The following is a 19,074-nucleotide window of genomic DNA, read 5'->3' as shown; positions in this document are numbered from 1 at the left end:
GTGTGGGTCAGACTGCAGCAATAGCGCCGGCAAACCGGGATGCTTCCCTGGCAATAACCAGTTCCTCGTTGGTGGGGATCACCAACACGGGAAACCTGGAGTCGGCGCTTTCAATCCGGCCGTCGCTGAATTCGCCATGATGCTTGTTGAGGTCCGGGCTGAGTTCAAATCCCATGAGCTTGAGGTGGTTGATGGTTTCCGCTCTGATCCGGGCGCTGTTTTCCCCGATGCCGCCTGTGAAAACCAGTGCGTCCAGGTGGCTGAGGGATGCCATCATGGCCCCAACGTAACGGGCAAGGCGGAAGCAGAACACATCAATGGCGGTTTGGGATGGCTCATGACCATGGTCCGCGAGCTCACAGAGCGAACGCATGTCGTTGGTCTGCCCGGACAGGCCTAGGAGGCCACTTTCCTGGTTCAGGACCCGGTGCACCTCGTCCGCGGCGATGCCCTTACTGCGGAGAAAGTCGAACAGGCCAGGATCTACATCGCCGCTACGGGTTCCCATCACCAGGCCTTCCAATGGCGTAAGACCCATGCTGGTATCGACACTGATCCCGTCCCGGATGGCGGTAATACTGCATCCGTTTCCCAGGTGGGCCGAGATGACGGAGGTGGTTGCGGGTGTTTTTCCCAGCAGACGGGCAGCTTCGGCGGCCATGAAGGCATGACTGGTGCCGTGGAAGCCATAACGGCGAATTCCCCACTCTCGATACCAGGCCTCCGGCAGGGCATAGAGGAATGCCCTTTTGGGCAGGGTCTGGTGAAAGGCGGTGTCGAAAACGGCAGTCTGGGGCACCTCGGGAAACTGCGCCAGGGTTGCGCGAATACCGGACAGATTGACCGGATTGTGAAGGGGCGCAAGACCCGCACATTCCTCAATGGCATCAACGACATCGTCATCAAGAAGTACGGCCTCACGGAAGGTCTCGCCGCCATGAACGACCCGGTGGCCAACGGCCGTAGGGGCCGACGCCATCAGTCCCTGATCCCGGAATGCCGTAACAAGGGTATTCAGCGCCTGATCGTGGCTGGCACCGGGATCCAGTGGAATGGTTCCTTCCCGGCCTTCAAAGTGGGCAAAGGCGTCGTTTTGGCCGAGGCGCTCGGCGAGAGCCGACGCCAGCTTTCTGTGTTGGCTATCGAACAAGGCGAGTTTCAGGGATGAGCTGCCGCAGTTCACGACAAGTACGGTGTCTTCCATGGGAGTGAGGTTCCAACGGTTTTGAATCTATACCCGGTCATTGCTGGCCAGCCAGGCTTCAAAATCTGGCGCTGGCAGAGGACGACTGTAGAAGTACCCCTGGGAGAAGTCGCAACCTTCCTTTTTCAGGAAGTGCGTCTGTGCCTCTTCTTCCACCCCTTCAGCGATCACCCGCAGGCCCAGGCTGTGGGCCATGTTGATAATGGCCCGCACCAGAGAGGCATCCTCGGGCTCCTTCATGACATCCTGGACAAAGGACTTGTCAATTTTCAGGGTATCAAACGGGTAACTCTTCAGATAGCTGAGGGCAGAGTAGCCTGTACCAAAATCGTCTACTGACAATCGGATCCCGGCCTTGTCGAGCTGGCGCAGGATTTCGGCAGTTTCAATGGAGTTGTCCAGAATCAGTCGTTCGGTAATTTCAAGTTCCAGCTGTTCTGGTGCCAGGCCGCTGGTCGAGAGGGCGTGCATTACGGCCTCGGTAAAGCCCGGATCCCGGAACTGGCGTGGGGATACGTTCACGGAAATGCCGATGTCTTTTCCGGTGGCCTGCTTCCATCCCACGGCGGCACGACAAGCCTCCTCAAGAACCCACTCGCCGATAGGCGTTATCAGGCCGGTTTCCTCGGCCAGGGGAATGAACCGATCGGGCATCACCATGCCCATGGCCGGATTGTTCCACCGCAGCAGGGCTTCAACCGAACAAAGTGTGCCGGAGTCAGTATTAACAATAGGCTGGAAATACAGTTCGAATTCCTTAAGTTCCAGAGCCCTGCGCATGCTGGACTCCATTTTCAGGCGTTCGTGGGAGACTTCGGTCATTTCCGGCGCGAAATGGGCAAAGGAACTCTTACCTTTATGCTTGGCCTGGTACATGGCGGCATCGGCGTGCTGCAGCAGCGTGCCGCTGTTGTCAGAATCCGTTGGGAATATAGCAATGCCTATGCTCGTTGTTACAAAAACTTCCTGCCCATTGAGTATGTAGGGCGGAGAGAACGTTTTCAGGATACGCTCTGCCACCTGCGATGAGGCCTCTGGACCAGTCAGCCCCGGCAGGATTACCAGGAACTCATCGCCACCCAGCCGTGCAACAGTACTGGTACCACGTAGGCAGCTCGAAATTCGCCGGGCTGCTTCAATCAGCAGATTGTCGCCCGCATCATGGCCAAGCGTATCGTTAATGTGCTTGAAGTTGTCCAGATCCAGGAACATCACCCCTACAAGGGTGCTCTCGCGGCGTGCCTGGGCAAGCGCCAACTTCAGCCGGTCCAGGGCCAGCATCCGGTTCGGCAGTCCGGTCAGGATGTCGTAGTTGGCCTGGCGCAAGAGCTGCTGCTCATAACGTTTGCGGATGCTGATATCCTCACCGAGGATAAGGTAACCGGTAGTTCCCCCGGATTCATCCTTAATGGGAGTAACAATCAGCTGCTCCCAGAAACGCTCACCGTTACGGCGCACGCTATTCACTTCCCCCTGCCAGACGCCGACCCGCTGAACCTGAAGGCGGATGGATTGCCACAGGTGCCGGCTTTCACGGTTCTCAATATCGTTCTTCCCAAGGGCGCCGGGGTGCTTGCCGATAATCGAAGCGGCTTCGTACCCGGTTAGCTGGGTGAACTTCTGGTTGGCAAACTCGATGCGCCACTGACGATCGCAGATCAGGACAGAGGAGGGGCTTTGTTCAATGGCTTTGGAAAACTTCCGGATCTCAGCCGCGTCCTTCTGTTGTCGTTCCATATCTGCGTTGAGTCGCTCGCGCATCTGGTTGATGGCATCTGTGACCCGACCGAGTTCGTCGTTGCGGTTTGATGGTGTGTTGGGCCTATCCAGCGTCAGTGGTCTTGAGGTGGTTTGCAGGGAAAAGTCCCGGGCGTAATTCGCCATGGTGGTCAGATGACGGGCGACGAAGTGCTGGAAGATCCCGATAATCAGGATTGAAACAAAAAACGTTTTCAGGAACTGGGTCAGGAGAATAACCCCCACCTTCCGTTTCAACTCCTCGTAGACCCGGTCCAGGTCTGCAGTGACAGTCAGTTCGCCCAGCTTGAACATTTCATCGCCCTGATGAACGAGGCTGAAACTGTGAGAGGTGGTTTTCGCGGCCCTCGGGATCTCACCCATAACCAGCTCGGAATCCGGCTCTATTCGCAAGCGCAGGTGCACCACATCGGGTAGGCTGAGTATGCCTTCCATCTGGGTTTGCAGGAGTTTCTGATCAAGGGCCCACAAGCTCCGGGCAAGACTGGAGGCGTAACCCGACTCTACAACCTGCATGCGGTTGTCGATTTGCGAGAGGTCTTTTCGATAATCGGAGTAGATCTGGAGCGCGGATGCGACAAGTGTAAAGGCCGAGCTGAATAGCAGAATCCAGGCCAACAGCCTGAAAGACAGGGGAGAGCCTGTGCGAAAACGTTGAAGACGCGTCGACAGTTTTGGCATGTCTTGAACTTCAGCCACCCAGACCGGTTAAGTGATCGGACACTTTCTTTGCTTTTGACTATAGCAGCAGTTTCTTTCAAATGCCTTGCAAATACAGGAAAAATCGAAGGAAATGTGTTGTGGTTCAGTATTTATGCTTACATCTGGTCTGACAAATACGTTGACCTGGATCAATACCTTGCGGGCGGCCCGGGCGTAATCTGAGTTTAATCAAGTTAATCGCCGGAAGGAGAAACAAAATGTATATGGACGCCGTTGTGATCGCGGGTATTGCCACTGTACTGCTGATGGTTGGCTTTTTCGTGGGTGTGGGTATCTTCGTGATGAAAGATCAGAAAGAGCACGGACACCAAGACAGAAAAGAAGGGAAACACGGCCACAAGCCGGTCTGAGGATGTTATCGGGAAGCTTCGGTTTCCCTTACATAACAAGGTAGAAAAATTGGCGTCCCCTAGGGGGTTCGAACCCCTGTTGCCGCCGTGAAAGGGCGGAGTCCTAGGCCACTAGACGAAGGGGACGCAACGTTTTCAACACCTTGCCTCGTCGAGGTGGCGCGTATATTAAGAAAGCTTCGAAACGCTGTCAACGTCTTTTGTGAAAAAATCAGGGGTGCTGAATCATGCACCCCTTGAGTTTCATCCTTTTTATCGGGATTTCGCTGGAGCAACGGATTGGGATAGCGCCTGTTCCAGATCCGGATACCGGAACTGGAACTGTTGGCTGACAAGCTTTTCCGGAATAGCCTTCTGGCCGGTAAGAAGAAGCCGCGCCATTTCGCCCAGAGCCACTTTGAGGACCGGAGCAGGTGCCGGAAACAGGGTAGGACGATGTAAGACCTTTCCAAGGCTACGAGTGAATTCTGCGTTCGTTGCCGGGTTCGGGCTCACCACATTGTATGGGCCGGACGCCTCCGGGTTTTCCATCATCCAGATGAGTGCGCCGACCACATCTGCCCTGTGGACCCACGGCATGTACTGGGTACCACTGCCAAGGCGACCGCCCAGCCCTAATTTAAAGGGTAGGATCATCCGTTCAAGGAAGCCACCATCCGGGCCTGCCACCACCCCGGTCCGGGAGAAGCAAACCCGCACGCCATCGTCGGCAAGGGGTTTGGCCGCGTTTTCCCAGTCGCGGCACAGACGATGAGTAAACTCATCATTCGGGCTGGTGTCTTCGGTTACCGTTGCAGCTCCCTGGTCCCCGTAAAAGCCAACGGCCGATCCGGAGACCAGAACATCTGGCGCTCTTTCCCAACTTCGTATGACCTCAACCAGCGTTTCGGTTACCCCAATCCGGCTGTCCCGCAGTTCCTGTTTGCGGGCCTCTGACCAACGTTTGTTCGCGATGCCTTCACCGGCGAGGTTGATAACACCATCATACCCAGGGTGGGAGCGAAGCTGCTCCAGATCACGGATCGCTTCGACCCGACCGCAACTGGACTTCACCGTTTCTGCCGATTGCCGGCTGAAAACCGTAAGCTCGTAATTCCGTGCCAGCAATTCGCGGCACAGCACATGGCCGATAAATCCGGTACCACCGGTAATCAGAATCCTTTTAGACATAGTTGTTGCTCCTGTTGCGCACGGCCCGCCGAATCTGTTTTCAAAACATTCGGCTCAGGCTGGCGCCTGTTCCAATTGAAGCATAACAACATCCCGGATCGCCTGTCCCAGCAGAGGGTTTTCTCCAATCGGTGGCGCAAGTTGAATGGTTGCGCAATGTGATTTTTCGAGATCTTCAATCATCGCGGGAACGTCCTTGCGCAAGTGACGTCCGGCGGCAAGGAACAGGGGGACGACCGTAAACTCTGTTATGCCCTCCGAAACACCTTCTTTGATAACTGTATCCATGGATGGTTTAGCCAGTTCCATGTAGGCAACCCGAGCGTTGTTAACGGACGCAAGGGTTGGCGCAGCAAGTTGTTCAAATGTTTCACACCAGCGCTTGTCACTGCTTCCATGGGCCAACAGAATAATGCGGGGGCCTTTCATTGCTGCTCCTGAGGTAGTCAATTTGGTTGGGCCTGTCGTAATTCCGGAATGCCGGCCGAGATTAGGGGGCTGGCAATAGCTAAAGTAACAGGGTGACGGTGAATGTTCGATTGGAAAGAGATTCTGGATTTCTGGTTTGGGGAATTGGACAAACATGGGCTGCCGGACAGCGACCATAGGAACAAATGGTTCCGGTCCGATCGCAGGTTCGATCAGGAAATCCGGCGGCGCTTCCTGTCCATGGTGCTGTTTGCATCAGAGCAGGGCCTGGACCACTGGCGCCGTGAGGCCGGCGGGGTACTGGCCGAAATCATCCTGCTTGACCAGTTTTCCCGGAATATATTCCGCGGCGGTGCCATGGCATTTGATCAGGATCGCCAGGCCAGGAAGCTCTGCCGGCAAGCGATGCAGAAAGGGCAGGATACGATGCTTGCCCCGGTGCACAGGGCGTTTCTTTATATGCCTCTGCAACATTCCGAGCTCAAGGACGATCAGGATATGTCCGTGGAATGTTACGAGCAGCTTGCAAGGTCTACGCAGGGAATTCTGGCTGATTTCATGGCCAGCTTTCTGCAGTCTGCCCGGGATCACCGGGCCATCATTTACAAGTACGGCCGCTTTCCCCACCGCAACACTGCGTTGGGCAGAACATCAACGCCGGAGGAGCTGGAGTATCTTAAAGGTGGGCGCCGGTTCGGCCAGTAAGCTAATCGCAGTTTCCTTAAAGTTTTGTATAAAAACGTACATTCTGACGGGGTTAGCAATTTTCCCTGATAAAATGCTTAACACTGACTTCTGACAGGACCGCGATACGACTCTCGTCCTTCAATCATTCTATCGGGGAATTGAAATGCAAAAAACGCGGCGATTCTCGCCCGCTGGGCTGGTTTTGGCCATGTTGGCTGCGCTACCTGTGGCTTCGTTTGCCGCCTCTCTGGATGACCAGCTGCTTGATCGCCTTCGTGAAGCCGCGCCGAAAATTGACACAGCGGTTCTCAAGACGGCAATCAACGCTTCTCGTTGCGCTGTTTCCAATGGTGTGCAGATGCCGGAGCGGCTCGCGGTTATCGATTTCTCGTTGCCGTCCAGTCAGGAAAGACTGTGGATCTTTGACCTCGAAACGGGTGAGTTGTTGCTGCGTGATCTCGTCGCACATGGCAAAAATTCAGGGAATTTCGAATCGACCGCCTTCTCCAATGTCGAGGGCAGCTATCAGTCCAGTATCGGGCTTTTTCAGGCCGGGGAATCCTATTACGGAAAGCACGGTTACTCGCTCAGGCTGGACGGTCTTGAGCCGGGCATTAATGACCTTGCCAGGCAGCGTGCCATCGTTATTCATGGCGCCGACTATGTGAATGATTCCTGGGTCAGTAAATACGGCCGTATAGGTCGTAGCCATGGGTGCCCGGCCGTGGACAACCAGATCGTGAAGCGTGTGGTGGATAACCTGAAGGGCGGCCAGTTGGTGTTCAAGTACTATCCTGACCAAGAGTGGCTGCACAGTTCCGGTTTCCTGAAATGCGACAGCAAGACACTGGCAGGAAAAAACCTGCAAAAAAGTGGTTGACGGCTCCGTCGGGATCCGTAGAATACGCCTCCGTTGTCGGTAACAGCCGTTCAGCATTGCGGGAATAGCTCAGTTGGTAGAGCACAACCTTGCCAAGGTTGGGGTCGCGAGTTCGAATCTCGTTTCCCGCTCCAGATTCCGAAAACCCGGTCCTGAAAAGGACCGGGTTTTTTCGTTTCCGGGCACCTGTAAACTCGGCGCCACGGCGTGTGGTCAGGTATACTCAGCTGCCTGTTGCGCATCCTGGTTCTATGAGGAGGCATGCCTGCCATGAAGGTCCATTCGCTGTTTGTATACCCCGTCAAATCGTTGTCCGGTATTGAAGTGGCCCGTTTTGATACCGACGATTTCGGGCCAGTCGGGGATCGGCGCTGGATGATCGTCGATGACGATCGCCGATTCGTCACTCAGCGGGAGCATCCCGAACTTGCCAGGGTCGGAACCCGTCTGGAAAGTGATCGGGTAATTATCAGTATTCCGGATGAGGGAGAGTATTCCTTGATTGCCTCAGAAGAAGAGACTCGGGTCCTGGTGTGGCGAGACTGGGTGAAGGCCCGGACAGGTTTGCCGGAGGCAAATGATGCCCTTAGCCGGTTCTGCGGTAAGCCGGTTCGCCTGGTGTTTATGCCTGACAGCTCCTTTCGCCGCGTTGATGCGGGCCGTGTCGACGAATACCGGCGGGTAGGTTTTGCCGACGGATTTCCGTTTCTGGTGACCAATACTGCTTCGCTTGCAGAGCTGAATACGCGGCTTGAGGCGCCCGTGGAGATGCGCAGGTTCCGTCCCAACATTGTGATTGAGGGGGCGGGGGCCTGGGATGAAGATCATTGGCAGATTTTGAAGATCGGCGACAATCATCTGAGTATCGTAAAGCCCTGTTCGCGCTGTGTAATGACCACCGTGGATCCTTCCACGGGCCAGAAGGATGCTGCCCTGCAGCCCCTGAGGACGCTCTCCGGCTATCGCAGAACCCAGGAGGGCGTTATCTTCGGCCAGAATGCCATTCATGAATCACCGGGCATTATCCGGGTGGGTGATCCCGTTACTGTCAACAAATCGGAGTAGAACCAAACGTGCCACTGTTAACGCTGGACTCAGTTTCCCTGGCTTATGGAATGCATCCGCTGCTGGATCAGGCCTCATTGGTTATCGATGCCGGAGAGCGTGTGTGTTTGCTGGGACGAAACGGCGAGGGAAAGTCGACCCTGTTGAAGATTGTCAGCGGAGAGGTGACACCCGACGGTGGCGTGGTTCGTCTCGACGACGGTGCTGTTCTGGCGGTGCTACCGCAGAACCTGCCTTCCCAGGACGCACGCACGGCCTATGAAGTCGTCGCAGGTGCCTTTCCGGAAACCGGCAAGCTGCTTGCAGAATTCCATCAGTTGTCCCAGCAGGCCGACGAGGCAAGCCTGGACCGGTTGATGAAGGTCCAGGAGCGCCTCGAAGCCCTGGATGGCTGGCGCCTTGACCAGAAGGTCACCACCATTCTCGGGCAGTACGGTGTTGATCCGGATCAGACCCTGGATACTCTGTCCGGCGGCTGGCAGCGCCGGGTTCTGCTGGCCAAGGCATTGGTTGCCGATCCGGACATACTGTTGTTGGATGAGCCGACAAACCACCTGGATGTGCCGGCAATTGCCTGGTTGGAAGAGGCCCTTGGCCAATTCCGGGGCGCCATGCTGTTTGTCAGCCACGATCGTGCGTTTATCCGGAGTATGGCGACGCGGATTGTGGAGTTGGACAGGGGCAAGCTGGTGAGCTTTGCTGCCACCTACGATCGCTACCTCGACCTGAAAGAGAAAGCGCTGGAAGAGGAAGAGCGGCAGAACGCGTTGTTCGATAAGCGACTCAAGCAGGAAGAGGCCTGGATCCGGCAGGGCATCAAGGCGCGCAGGACCCGTAATATGGGGCGTGTCCGGGCCCTCAAAGCCATGCGCGAGGAGCACCGGCAGCGCCGGGTGCGGGGTGGAACCGCAAGCTTTGCGGTGGAAGATGCGGCGCGCTCCGGAAAACTGGTGGTTGAAACCAGGGACGCGGGCTTTGCCTATCCGGATGGCACCCCGGTGATCAGGGATATGAATCTCACTATCCTGCGGGGGGACAAGATTGGGCTCGTCGGCGAGAATGGTACCGGCAAGACCACACTTGTTCGGCTTTTACTGGGGGACCTGGAACCAACCGAGGGTTCTATCCGTCTGGGAACCAATCTGCAGGTTGCCTATTTCGATCAGTTGCGCGGAGAGCTTGATCTGACGCGGAACGCATTGGACAACCTTTCCGAAGGCCGGGAGTTCATCGACATCAATGGCCAGAGCAAACACGTGCTCGGCTATTTGCAGGAGTTCCTGTTTACCCCGGAGCGAGCCAGATCTCCGGTCAGCGTCTTTTCTGGTGGCGAGCGGGCCAGATTGCTCCTGGCCAAGCTGTTCAGCAAGCCCGCGAATATCCTGGTGCTCGACGAACCAACCAATGATCTGGACGTTGAAACACTGGAGTTGCTGGAAGAACAGCTGGCGGAATTTGCCGGCACAGTGATCGTGATCAGTCACGACCGTGAGTTTCTTGATAATGTGATCACCGAAACGGTTTTCCTGGACGGTTCGGGCAAAGTGCGTGAGTACGTTGGCGGTTACACAGACTGGCGTCGGCAGGGCGGTTGCTTCCCTTCAGAGGCCACGGGTAACCGGCCGGACAAGCAGGATAAAAACGCCAAGACATCCGGTAACACCGAAAAGGCCGTATCAAGGAAACCGGTAGAAAACGCAAAATCGCGGGCAGAATCTGAGAAGGGCAAACCCGTGAAACTGAGTTACAAGCTCAAGGTCGAGCTGGAGCAGTTACCAGAGCAGATCGAGGAGCTTGAGCAGGAAGTCGCCGGCCTGCAGGAAAAAATTTCGCGGGCTGACTTCTATTCAGGCCCACCGGATGAAGTCTCGGCCACTCTGGAAGCATTGACGGAAAAGGAAAACCGTCTGGAGCAAGTCATTGAGCGGTGGATGGAGCTGGAAGAACAGGCAAGTCAATGAATGTACATTACGATTTCAGATTTCAGGACGGTCGTACGGTTGAGTTCAAGGTAACGGACAAGCCGTCGCGGCCTTCCGGGAAACTTCCGTCGTGGACACAGCTGGAACACTGCCAGTGTAGCAACTGTCCTTTGAAGGCTTCCGAATCATCCCATTGTCCCGCGGCAACCGAGATACTGCCGGTGGTGGAGGCCTTTCGGGATGAGGACGCCTACCAGAAGGTGGAAGTAAAGGTAACCGATGATCGTCGAAGCTATGAGAAGCAGACGGCCCTCGAGGAGGCGCTTCGATCGTTGCTCGGGCTGAAAATGGCGACCAGCGGGTGCCCGGTTCTGTCAGAGCTCAAGCCCATGGCCGTTCATCATCTGCCGTTCGCAAACACCGATGAATTCATTATGCGCAGCGTTTCCCACTACCTGTTGCAGCAATACTTTGCGAAACGGAATCATCAGACGCCAGACTGGGAGTTGAAGGGGCTGGTGGAAAGGAACCAGAGGCTGCAGCTGGTCAACCAGGCCCTGTGGCAGAGAATTCACTCAGTCTGCAAGGGTGACAGCAATCTGAAGGCACTACTGAACTTCTTTTCGATGGCCTCGAGTGTCAGTTTCTCGCTGGAAAGTCAGCTTCGCAAACTTGAGGCGAAAATGGAGGGGGAAGGGGGCTGATCGCGGCTTTCTCTCTCAGTAGGCCCGGGTCCATGCCCGGGCCTTTTTGTTGGCCAAACCTTAATGAATGCGAACGGCCAGAACATCGCATTCGGTTCCATGTAGAACGCCGTTGGCGGTTGAGCCCAGCAACAGCTGGAAACCCTTGCGTCCATGACTGCCGACGATGACCAGGTCCACTTCCTGTTCCTTGGCGAGCCTGTGAATTTCAGACTCCGGACGTCCGACCGTCACCACCTGATTGTTCTTTGCCACACCGTACTGATCGCCGTAGGTTCCCAGCTGTTCGCGGGCCGCTTTGTCGAGTTGGTCCTGCAGTTCCGTAAGGTCCATCGGGATATCGCCACCATAGGCATATCCGACAGGCTCAACCACGTGGACCAGCATCAGCTCGGCTCCGTGGGCTTCACTGATGGCTTTTGCCTTGTTCAGCACCTGCGGGGCTTCTTCGGTGAGGTCAATGGCAACAAGCATCTTTTTATAGGCAGACATCGTATAGCTCCTTCGCACGCGGGGTATTGTTCTGAGGATAGTACCTTAAATCCGGTCGGGAAAGTGTAGCGCGAAACTGACGGGTATCAAAAACGGAGGCGGAAAAATGCTTTTCTGGCAGGCAATTACGCCTGCCAGAAAAAAGAGGTCAGGTGGTCAGGCGTTACCCTGGAGGAGCTCAATGGTTGTGGCAAGCCCCTTGAGAATGCCCTTGGAGTACCGGTCGATCACAAAGCCTACGTTGTTTTCGTTGTAATTAATGTAGGAGCCGCGGATGAACTGCCACTTGGATGAGATATCGTTAAGTGCCGCTTTAAGTTCCGGTGTCCCCTGGCCCTGTATAACTGATGCCAGTAGCTGATCCAGCTCCCGGGCCTGTTCGTCCAGCGGGGTTTCGGTAGAAGAGCCCTGGAAGGTCTGGGCGACGGAGGAATTAGTCCTCACCGAGTACTTGGCCATCATCTGGGCCATCTTTACGGCAGCAGAGCGGGCGGCTTCAACCCTCGGATTGGTATCGGTCTGGGAGCTTTTCTGGGCCACCCGGTATAGTTCAGTGGCTTTATCGCTCATGGTCAGTGCCTGGTTGGCCATGTCGGAGACCAGGCGCAGATCGGGATAACCCTGGTTGCGCACATCGTTGATGTTGTCGCGCATCAGGTTCTTGAATTTGTCGAACTCCTGATTCAGCCCTTCAACATCTTCGCCTGACAGTACGCCGGAATCGCTGCCAGCAATGGAGTTCATGGAGTCATTTGCCGAGTTGATACCCTGCACAATCTCGTTCAGGGTATCGGTGTCTCCGGTTCCGCTGAAACGGTAGTAGGCATCCAGAGCCATATAGTTACTGACCCGGAAATTGTGAAGATCGGAGAGGAATCCATCGGCGCTCTCCTGGGCGCGGGCACCCATGGACGTAAGTGCAAGGAGAGTAAGTGCGGCTACGAGGGAGCGTATCCGCAGGTTTGCGTCTTTCATCGGATGGGTCTCCGTAATGCGGTTTTATTATTGTGGACCAAAGTCGTAGATCGAAGGTAAAGTAACTCTGTCAGCCAATCAAGCAGTTTTGGCGGCGTTGTTGCCCGTAAATGTAAATAACTTTGAAATTTGCGTGACGAAGTTCCGGTTTTTTCTGAACAGTGGCTTCCAGTTCACTGAAATATAACAATTCCGCTCCAATTTTCTTCGGTTGCCCCCGGTATTTCGGGGACTTTTGCAGCCCTCCCGAAAGAAACAAATTGACAAATGCGCCGTTTTTTTTCATCGTGTGCCCTCACGATTCAAACGACTGTATGAATTTTTGGATCGAATGGTCGGGCAGTGACCGAAATCTCGCTGCACAAACAGCCGCGCCGGTAAACCAAAAGTACCGCCCGGTTGGAAGCAGTTCCAAACACAGACTGGAGATCAGTTGATGATTTACGAAGGTAAAGCCATCACGGTTAAAGAGATCGAAGGCGGGATCGCTCAGTTGAACTTCGACTTGCAGGGCGAGTCAGTAAACAAGTTCAACCGTCTTACTATTGAAGAGCTCCGCTCCGCGACTGACGCACTGAAAGCGCAGAAGAACCTGAAGGGTCTGGTAGTGACCAGCTCCAAGGACAGCTTCATTGTTGGTGCCGATATTACCGAATTCACCGAGCTGTTCGCCGGCTCCGAAGAAGATCTGGTAGCCAACAACCTCAAGGCCAACGAAGTCTTCAACGCTGTTGAAGATCTGCCGTTCCCCACCGTTACCGCGATCAACGGTATGGCGCTGGGTGGCGGTTTCGAGATGTGTCTGGCAACCGACTACCGGGTGATGGACAAAAAGGCCAAGGTTGGTCTGCCGGAAGTGAAGCTGGGCATTTTCCCGGGTTTCGGCGGTACCGTGCGTCTGTCCCGTCTGGTGGGTGTGGACAATGCCGTTGAGTGGATCAGCGGTGGTACTGAGAACCGTGCAGATGTGGCTCTGAAAGTCGGCGCTGTGGATGCTGTGCTTGAGTCCGACAAGCTTGTTGATGCTGCTGTTGCCGTTATCAACCAGTGCAACGAAGGCAAGCTGGACCACGAAGCCCGTCGCGAAGAGAAGAAGGGCAAGATCAAGCTCAATGCCATGGAAAGCATGATGGCGTTCGAGATCTCCAAGGCATTCGTTGCCGGTAAGGCTGGCAAGAACTACCCGGCGCCTGTCGAGGCCATCAAGGTCATGCAGAAGCATGCCGGTATGACCCGTGACAAGGCGATCGAAGTGGAAGCCAAAGGCTTCGCCAAGATGGCCAAAACCAACGTTGCGGCGTGCCTGGTGGGCCTGTTCCTGAACGACCAGGAACTCAAGAAGAAAGCCAAGGCCTGGGAAAAAGAAGCCAACGACGTGAACCTGGCTGCCGTTTTGGGTGCCGGTATTATGGGTGGTGGTGTTGCATTTCAGTCTGCCCTGAAAGGCACGCCGATCATCATGAAGGACATCAATCAGGACGGTATCGCCCTGGGCCTGAAGGAAGCCAAGAAGCTTCTGTCCAAGCGTGTTGAAAAAGGCAAGATGAAGCCGGATCAGATGGCCGACGTGCTCAATAGCATCACGCCGACCCTGAACTACGGCGATTTCAAGAACGTCGATCTGGTGGTTGAAGCGGTTGTTGAAAACCCGAAGGTGAAAGATGCGGTTCTGCGTGAAACCGAAGATGCGGTTCGTGACGACGCCATCCTGACTTCCAACACCTCGACGATTTCCATTGATCTTCTGGCGAAGAACCTGAAGCGTCCGGAAAACTTCTGTGGCATGCACTTCTTCAACCCGGTGCACATGATGCCGCTGGTTGAGGTAATCCGTGGCGAGAAGACCAGTGATCGCGCCATCGCGACCACCGTTGCCTATGCCAAGGCCATGGGCAAGACCCCGATCGTTGTTAACGATTGCCCGGGGTTCCTGGTAAACCGTGTTCTGTTCCCTTACTTCGGCGGCTTTATCGGCCTGGTACGTGACGGTGCTGACTTCCAGCACGTTGACAAGGTTATGGAAAAGTTCGGGTGGCCCATGGGCCCTGCGTATCTGCTGGACGTTGTCGGCATGGATACCGGTAAGCACGCCGGTGAAGTGATGGCAGATGGCTTCCCGGATCGCATGAAGCATGAAGGTACAACCGCCATTGATGTGATGTTCGATAACAACCGTTACGGACAGAAGAACGACAAGGGCTTTTACAAGTATGAACTGGACCGCAAGGGCAAGCAGAAAAAGGTTGTCGACGAAGAAACCTACAAGTTGCTTGAACCGGTTGTTCAGGGTAAGAACGATTTCAGTGACGAAGACATCATCGCCCGTATGATGCTGCCTTTGTGCCTGGAAACCGTTCGCTGCCTGGAAGACGGCATTGTTGAAGACCCCGCCGATGCAGACATGGGCTTGATCTTCGGTATCGGCTTCCCGCCATTCCGTGGTGGTGCCCTGCGCTATATCGACGATATGGGTGTGGACAAGTTCGTCGAACTCGCAGACAAGTTTGCAGACCTTGGTCCTCTTTATCACCCGACCGAGAAGCTGCGTGAAATGGCCAAGACTGGCGAAAAGTTCTTTGGCTAACCCTGAACGAGATTTCCGAACGGAGAAAGATCTATGAGCCTTAATCCGAGAGACGTTGTCGTCGTCGATTGCGTGCGGACTCCGATGGGTCGTGCCAAAAACGGTTGTTTCCGGAACGTGCGTGCAGAGACCCTGTCCGCCAATCTGATCGAAGCACTGTTTGAGCGCAACCCGAAGCTCGACCCGAAAGAAGTTGAAGATGTTATCTGGGGCTGTGTAAACCAGACCAAGGAGCAGGGCTTCAACGTGGCGCGTCAGATTTCCCTGCTGACCCGCATTCCCCACGAGTCTGCAGCCCAGACCGTGAACCGCCTGTGTGGCTCTGCCATGAGCGCGATTCACACTGCGGCACAGGCCATCATGACCGGTAACGGTGATGTGTTCTTCGTTGGTGGTGTCGAGCACATGGGGCACGTACCCATGACTGAAGGCTTCGACCACAATCCGGCGGCATCCAAGTACACTGCCAAGGCCTCCAACATGATGGGCCTGACCGCGGAAATGCTGGCCAAGATGCACGGGATTACCCGTGAGCAGCAGGATGAATTCGGTGCCCGCTCCCACCGTCTGGCCCATGAAGCGACCGTAGAAGGCCGTTTCAAGAACGAGATCGTGCCGATTCAAGGCCATGATGAGAATGGCTTTGTGAAGCTGATCGAAGAGGACGAGACCATTCGTCCGGAGACCACGGCGGAATCCCTGGGCCAGCTCAAGCCGGCGTTTGATCCGAAAAATGGTACCGTGACTGCCGGGACCTCTTCCCAGCTGACCGACGGTGCGGCTGCAATGGTGCTGATGTCCGCAGAGCGTGCTGAAGCCCTGGGACTGAAGCCGATTGCCAAGATCCGCAGCATGGCCGTTGCCGGCTGCGATCCCGCGATCATGGGTTATGGCCCGGTGCCTGCTACCAAGAAAGCCCTCAAGCGTGCAGGCCTGAAAGTCGAAGATATCGATTTCTGGGAACTGAACGAAGCTTTTGCAGGCCAGTCTCTGCCGGTCCTCAAGGACCTGAAACTGCTGGGCGTTATGGAAGAAAAAGTGAACCTGAACGGCGGCGCGATTGCCCTGGGCCATCCGCTGGGCTGCTCTGGTGCACGTATCTCCACAACCCTGCTGAACGTAATGCAGGCCAAAGGCGGTAAGCTTGGTGTTTCCACCATGTGTATCGGTCTGGGCCAGGGCATTGCAACGGTCTGGGAGCGTCTGTAATCCGTTAACCAGATTGCAGCAAGCGGTTTCAGAAGGCCCGGCAAATGCCGGGCCTTTCTGTTTCAGCGGGCGGCCCCAACAGGGTTCCCGAATGTGAAAAAAAGCAGGATTGAAACAAAAGAATGGGTTGTCTTGCTATTCTTGACCCTGTAAAACAGTGAGCCTATACAAGATGGCGGCGTATGTGTGTTTTCTAGCCGACTGATTTTACAGCGAGTTTACGGTTTGCTGATTAATTGACCGATTTATCGCCAAGGATACAGAATTCCGATATGGGTAAAAGTCTCGTAATTGTCGAGTCACCAGCGAAAGCGAAGACCATCAACAAGTACCTGGGCTCTGACTTTATCGTCAAATCGAGCGTCGGGCATATTCGTGATCTTCCCGTCAGTGGCAGCGGATCCCAGTCCGATCCCAAGGAGCGTGCAAAGCAGGCTGCTATCACCCGGAAGATGAGCCCTGAAGAAAAGGCGGTGCATAAAAAGCGCAAGTCCCGTGAACAGCTGGTCGCCCGGATGGGTGTCGACCCGGACCAGGACTGGAGCGCCCGTTACGAGATCCTTCCCGGCAAAGAGAAGGTAGTCAGCGAACTCAAGCGTCTGGCCAAATCAGCAGACCATATCTATCTGGCAACGGATTTGGACCGTGAAGGGGAGGCAATCGCCTGGCACCTTCAGCAGACCATTGGTGGCGAACCGGAGAAGTACCGACGCGTGGTGTTCAACGAAATCACCAAGCGTGCGATCCAGGAGGCCTTCAAGGATCCTGGCAATCTGGACAATAACCGTGTGAATGCCCAGCAGGCCCGTCGCTTCCTCGATCGGGTTGTGGGCTATATGGTGTCGCCTCTGCTTTGGGCCAAGATTGCCCGTGGCCTGTCTGCCGGCCGTGTGCAATCAGTCGCCGTGCGGCTGATCGTCGAGCGGGAGCGTGAAATCCGGAAGTTTGTTCCGGAGGAGTTCTGGCAGTTACACGCCGATCTTGCGTCTGCCAAGGCTGATCAACCGGTCCGCTTTGAGGTGACCCGGTACGATGACAAGCCGTATCGACCTGTCAACGAGCAGCAGAGCAGTGAACACGTCAGCAGCCTCAAGGCCGGCACGTTCAAGGTCGCCAAGCGGGAAGACAAACCGACGCGTTCGCGCCCCTCAGCGCCGTTTATTACGTCCACGCTGCAGCAGGCAGCGAGTAACCGTATGGGGTTCAGTGTCAAGAAGACAATGATGCTTGCCCAGCGTCTCTATGAAGCGGGTTTCATTACCTATATGCGTACTGACTCCACCAACCTGAGCCAGGATGCGATCAGCAGTTGCCGGACCTATATCGAAAAGCAGTTTGGCGACAAATACCTGCCCGAGAAGCCCCGCGTTTACGGGAGCAAAGAGGGCGCTCAGGAGGCCCACGAGGCCATTCGTCCGACCGAAGTCAGCCGTCGTCCGGCGGATATCAGCGGTCTTGAGAAGGATGCCGAGAAGCTCTACGACCTGATCTGGCGCCAGTTTATTGCCTGTCAGATGTCCGATGCCGAATTCCTGAGCACGTCCATCGTGGTGGCCAACGGCGATTACGAGCTCCGTACCCGGGGCCGGATCATCAAGTTCGACGGTTTCCTGAAAGCGGCTCCCCAGGCTGCCAAGAAAGATGAAGACATCGCTCTGCCCGATATCAAGGTGGATGAAGTACTGGATCTCAAGAAGCTTGATCCCAGTCAGCACTTCACGAAACCTTCACCCAGGTATACTGAGGCAAGTCTGGTCAAAGAGCTTGAAAAACAGGGCATTGGTCGGCCGTCTACCTATGCCTCGATCATTTCCACGATTCAGGATCGTGGGTACGTGAGGCTGCAGAACCGTCGGTTCTATGCCGAAAAGATGGGCGAGATTGTCACTGAACGCCTGTCGGAATCTTTCCCGAACCTGATGGACTTCGACTTCACCGCGAGGATGGAAGATGAGCTCGATGAGATTGCCGAAGGTGATGTCGAGTGGAAGAAAGTCCTAAATGACTTTTATGGCCGGTTCCGGCAGCAGCTGGAAAAAGCCGAGAGTGGTGAAGACGGAGGGATGCGCGCCAATAAGCCCACCGAAACCGATATTCCGTGTCCCAGCTGTGGTCGGAATATGCAGATTCGTGTTGCCAGCACCGGTGTGTTTCTCGGCTGTTCCGGTTATTCGTTACCGCCGAAAGAGCGTTGCAAGACCACCATTAATCTGGTTTCCGGTGATGAAGTGGTCAGCGCTGACGATGATGTGGAAGGTGAGGGTGAAACCCGCCTGCTGCGCAAGAAGCGGCGTTGTCCGAAGTGTGGCACGGCCATGGACAGCTATCTGGTTGACGAAACCCGCAAACTGCACGTTTGTGGTAACAACCCTGATTGCTCCGGTTACGAGGTTGAAAAGGGCACGTTCCGCATCAAGGGCTACGATGGCCCGACCCTGGAGTGTGACAAGTGCGGCTCCGAGATGCAGCTGAAAACGGGACGGTTCGGGAAGTATTTCGGTTGCACCAATGCCGAGTGCAAGAATACCCGTAAGTTGCTGAAAAATGGTGAGCCGGCCCCGCCCAAGATGGACCCGGTGCCTATGCCGGAGCTTCAGTGCCAGAAGGTAGATGACACCTACGTTCTTCGGGACGGCGCCTCCGGATTGTTCCTGGCCGCCAGTAAGTTCCCGAAAAACCGGGAAACGCGGCCGCCCCTGGTGATGGAGATCAAACCGCACCGCAAGGAAGTTGATCCGAAGTACGATTACCTCATGGACGCGCCCGAGCGTGACCCCGAGGGCAACCCGACGGTGATCCGTTACAGCCGGAAGAGTAAGGAGCAGTACGTCATGTCCGAGAAGGACGGCAAAGCGACGGGCTGGTCAGCGTGGTATGTGAACGGGAAATGGCAGCCACAGGATAAGAAAAAGTAGTACTCAT

Annotated in this window: 16 protein-coding genes and 2 tRNA genes; 10 read left to right on the top strand and 8 right to left on the bottom strand. The window is 55.5% G+C overall.

The window, feature by feature from the left end; genetic code table 11:
* Positions 1-7 precede the first annotated feature (7 nt).
* Complete coding sequence (locus tag CFT65_RS13125; protein ID WP_088828571.1) at positions 8-1,204, bottom strand: acetate/propionate family kinase; 1,197 nt, start codon at positions 1,202-1,204, stop codon at positions 8-10.
* A gap of 27 nt (positions 1,205-1,231) precedes the next feature.
* Positions 1,232-3,643 (bottom strand): EAL domain-containing protein, encoded by a 2,412-nt coding sequence (locus tag CFT65_RS13120; RefSeq protein ID WP_088829558.1) that lies wholly within the window; start codon positions 3,641-3,643, stop codon positions 1,232-1,234.
* A gap of 239 nt (positions 3,644-3,882) precedes the next feature.
* Here CFT65_RS13120 and ccoM point away from each other — a divergent pair, with 239 nt between their 5' ends.
* A complete protein-coding gene (ccoM, locus tag CFT65_RS19520; protein ID WP_167352726.1) occupies positions 3,883-4,035 on the top strand; it encodes a cytochrome c oxidase subunit CcoM in 153 nt (50 codons plus the stop codon).
* 50 nt (positions 4,036-4,085) lie between these two features.
* Here ccoM and CFT65_RS13115 read toward each other — a convergent pair.
* From CFT65_RS13115 to CFT65_RS13105, 3 genes are all read right to left on the bottom strand, one after another.
* Positions 4,086-4,161 (bottom strand) — tRNA-Glu (locus tag CFT65_RS13115).
* Between the two features lie 126 nt (positions 4,162-4,287).
* Positions 4,288-5,205, bottom strand: a complete 918-nt coding sequence (locus CFT65_RS13110) for a TIGR01777 family oxidoreductase (RefSeq protein ID WP_088828570.1) — start codon at positions 5,203-5,205, stop codon at positions 4,288-4,290.
* Positions 5,206-5,259: 54 nt separating this feature from the next.
* Positions 5,260-5,634, bottom strand: coding sequence for a sirohydrochlorin chelatase (locus tag CFT65_RS13105; protein ID WP_088828569.1), 375 nt, complete (start codon positions 5,632-5,634; stop codon positions 5,260-5,262).
* Between the two features lie 102 nt (positions 5,635-5,736).
* On the opposite strand from CFT65_RS13105, the gene CFT65_RS13100 reads away from it, so the two are divergent.
* The 6 genes from CFT65_RS13100 (at position 5,737) to CFT65_RS13075 (ending at position 10,892) form a co-directional block, all read left to right on the top strand.
* Positions 5,737-6,339 carry a DUF924 family protein gene (locus CFT65_RS13100; protein ID WP_088828568.1) on the top strand — a complete coding sequence of 201 codons (603 nt, stop codon included), beginning with the start codon at positions 5,737-5,739 and terminating at the stop codon, positions 6,337-6,339.
* A 190-nt stretch (positions 6,340-6,529) separates the two neighbouring features.
* Positions 6,530-7,201, top strand: coding sequence for a murein L,D-transpeptidase catalytic domain family protein (locus tag CFT65_RS13095; RefSeq protein ID WP_228705900.1), 672 nt, complete (start codon positions 6,530-6,532; stop codon positions 7,199-7,201).
* Positions 7,202-7,259: 58 nt separating this feature from the next.
* Positions 7,260-7,335 (top strand) — tRNA-Gly (locus tag CFT65_RS13090).
* A gap of 136 nt (positions 7,336-7,471) precedes the next feature.
* Positions 7,472-8,266, top strand: coding sequence for an MOSC domain-containing protein (locus tag CFT65_RS13085; RefSeq protein WP_088829557.1), 795 nt, complete (start codon positions 7,472-7,474; stop codon positions 8,264-8,266).
* An 8-nt stretch (positions 8,267-8,274) separates the two neighbouring features.
* Positions 8,275-10,227, top strand: a complete 1,953-nt coding sequence (locus tag CFT65_RS13080) for an ATP-binding cassette domain-containing protein (RefSeq protein ID WP_088828566.1) — start codon at positions 8,275-8,277, stop codon at positions 10,225-10,227.
* Positions 10,224-10,892 carry a DUF6901 family protein gene (locus CFT65_RS13075; protein WP_088828565.1) on the top strand — a complete coding sequence of 223 codons (669 nt, stop codon included), beginning with the start codon at positions 10,224-10,226 and terminating at the stop codon, positions 10,890-10,892. The genes CFT65_RS13080 and CFT65_RS13075 overlap by 4 nt, the downstream gene beginning before the upstream one ends.
* Before the next feature lie 60 nt (positions 10,893-10,952).
* On the opposite strand, the gene CFT65_RS13070 is transcribed toward CFT65_RS13075, so the two are convergent.
* The 3 genes from CFT65_RS13070 to CFT65_RS13060 form a co-directional block, all read right to left on the bottom strand.
* Entirely contained in the window at positions 10,953-11,384 is a 432-nt protein-coding gene (locus tag CFT65_RS13070) for a universal stress protein (RefSeq protein WP_053115030.1), read from the bottom strand.
* A 156-nt stretch (positions 11,385-11,540) separates the two neighbouring features.
* On the bottom strand, positions 11,541-12,359 hold the full coding sequence (locus CFT65_RS13065; protein ID WP_088828564.1) for a hypothetical protein: 819 nt from the start codon (positions 12,357-12,359) through the stop codon (positions 11,541-11,543).
* 70 nt (positions 12,360-12,429) lie between these two features.
* Positions 12,430-12,645, bottom strand: coding sequence for a hypothetical protein (locus tag CFT65_RS13060; RefSeq protein WP_088828563.1), 216 nt, complete (start codon positions 12,643-12,645; stop codon positions 12,430-12,432).
* Between the two features lie 150 nt (positions 12,646-12,795).
* On the opposite strand from CFT65_RS13060, the gene fadB reads away from it, so the two are divergent.
* The 3 genes from fadB to topA all read left to right on the top strand — a co-directional run bounded on the left by fadB (position 12,796) and on the right by topA (position 19,067).
* Positions 12,796-14,943: a fatty acid oxidation complex subunit alpha FadB gene (fadB, locus tag CFT65_RS13055; RefSeq protein ID WP_088828562.1), complete on the top strand. Its 2,148-nt coding sequence runs from the start codon at positions 12,796-12,798 to the stop codon at positions 14,941-14,943.
* Between the two features lie 33 nt (positions 14,944-14,976).
* Positions 14,977-16,152, top strand: coding sequence for an acetyl-CoA C-acyltransferase FadA (gene fadA / locus CFT65_RS13050; protein ID WP_088828561.1), 1,176 nt, complete (start codon positions 14,977-14,979; stop codon positions 16,150-16,152).
* A 272-nt stretch (positions 16,153-16,424) separates the two neighbouring features.
* A complete protein-coding gene (gene topA / locus CFT65_RS13045) occupies positions 16,425-19,067 on the top strand; it encodes a type I DNA topoisomerase (protein WP_088828560.1) in 2,643 nt (880 codons plus the stop codon).
* Positions 19,068-19,074: the final 7 nt, after the last annotated feature.

The organism is Marinobacter sp. es.048 (genome assembly GCF_900188435.1).
In the GTDB taxonomy this organism is placed as follows: Bacteria; Pseudomonadota; Gammaproteobacteria; order Pseudomonadales; family Oleiphilaceae; genus Marinobacter.
This window is presented reverse-complemented; position numbering and strand designations above follow the sequence as displayed.

What these genes read in the sequence shown, in the direction of transcription:
- CFT65_RS13125 (WP_088828571.1), bottom strand. Translation starts at nt 1,204, where the DNA reads ATGGAAGACACCGTACTTGTCGTGAACTGCGGCAGCTCATCCCTGAAA.
- CFT65_RS13120 (WP_088829558.1), bottom strand. Translation starts at nt 3,643, where the DNA reads ATGCCAAAACTGTCGACGCGTCTTCAACGTTTTCGCACAGGCTCTCCC.
- ccoM (WP_167352726.1), top strand. Translation starts at nt 3,883, where the DNA reads ATGTATATGGACGCCGTTGTGATCGCGGGTATTGCCACTGTACTGCTG.
- CFT65_RS13110 (WP_088828570.1), bottom strand. Translation starts at nt 5,205, where the DNA reads ATGTCTAAAAGGATTCTGATTACCGGTGGTACCGGATTTATCGGCCAT.
- CFT65_RS13105 (WP_088828569.1), bottom strand. Translation starts at nt 5,634, where the DNA reads ATGAAAGGCCCCCGCATTATTCTGTTGGCCCATGGAAGCAGTGACAAG.
- CFT65_RS13100 (WP_088828568.1), top strand. Translation starts at nt 5,737, where the DNA reads ATGTTCGATTGGAAAGAGATTCTGGATTTCTGGTTTGGGGAATTGGAC.
- CFT65_RS13095 (WP_228705900.1), top strand. Translation starts at nt 6,530, where the DNA reads ATGTTGGCTGCGCTACCTGTGGCTTCGTTTGCCGCCTCTCTGGATGAC.
- CFT65_RS13085 (WP_088829557.1), top strand. Translation starts at nt 7,472, where the DNA reads ATGAAGGTCCATTCGCTGTTTGTATACCCCGTCAAATCGTTGTCCGGT.
- CFT65_RS13075 (WP_088828565.1), top strand. Translation starts at nt 10,224, where the DNA reads ATGAATGTACATTACGATTTCAGATTTCAGGACGGTCGTACGGTTGAG.
- CFT65_RS13070 (WP_053115030.1), bottom strand. Translation starts at nt 11,384, where the DNA reads ATGTCTGCCTATAAAAAGATGCTTGTTGCCATTGACCTCACCGAAGAA.
- CFT65_RS13065 (WP_088828564.1), bottom strand. Translation starts at nt 12,359, where the DNA reads ATGAAAGACGCAAACCTGCGGATACGCTCCCTCGTAGCCGCACTTACT.
- CFT65_RS13060 (WP_088828563.1), bottom strand. Translation starts at nt 12,645, where the DNA reads ATGAAAAAAAACGGCGCATTTGTCAATTTGTTTCTTTCGGGAGGGCTG.
- fadB (WP_088828562.1), top strand. Translation starts at nt 12,796, where the DNA reads ATGATTTACGAAGGTAAAGCCATCACGGTTAAAGAGATCGAAGGCGGG.
- fadA (WP_088828561.1), top strand. Translation starts at nt 14,977, where the DNA reads ATGAGCCTTAATCCGAGAGACGTTGTCGTCGTCGATTGCGTGCGGACT.
- topA (WP_088828560.1), top strand. Translation starts at nt 16,425, where the DNA reads ATGGGTAAAAGTCTCGTAATTGTCGAGTCACCAGCGAAAGCGAAGACC.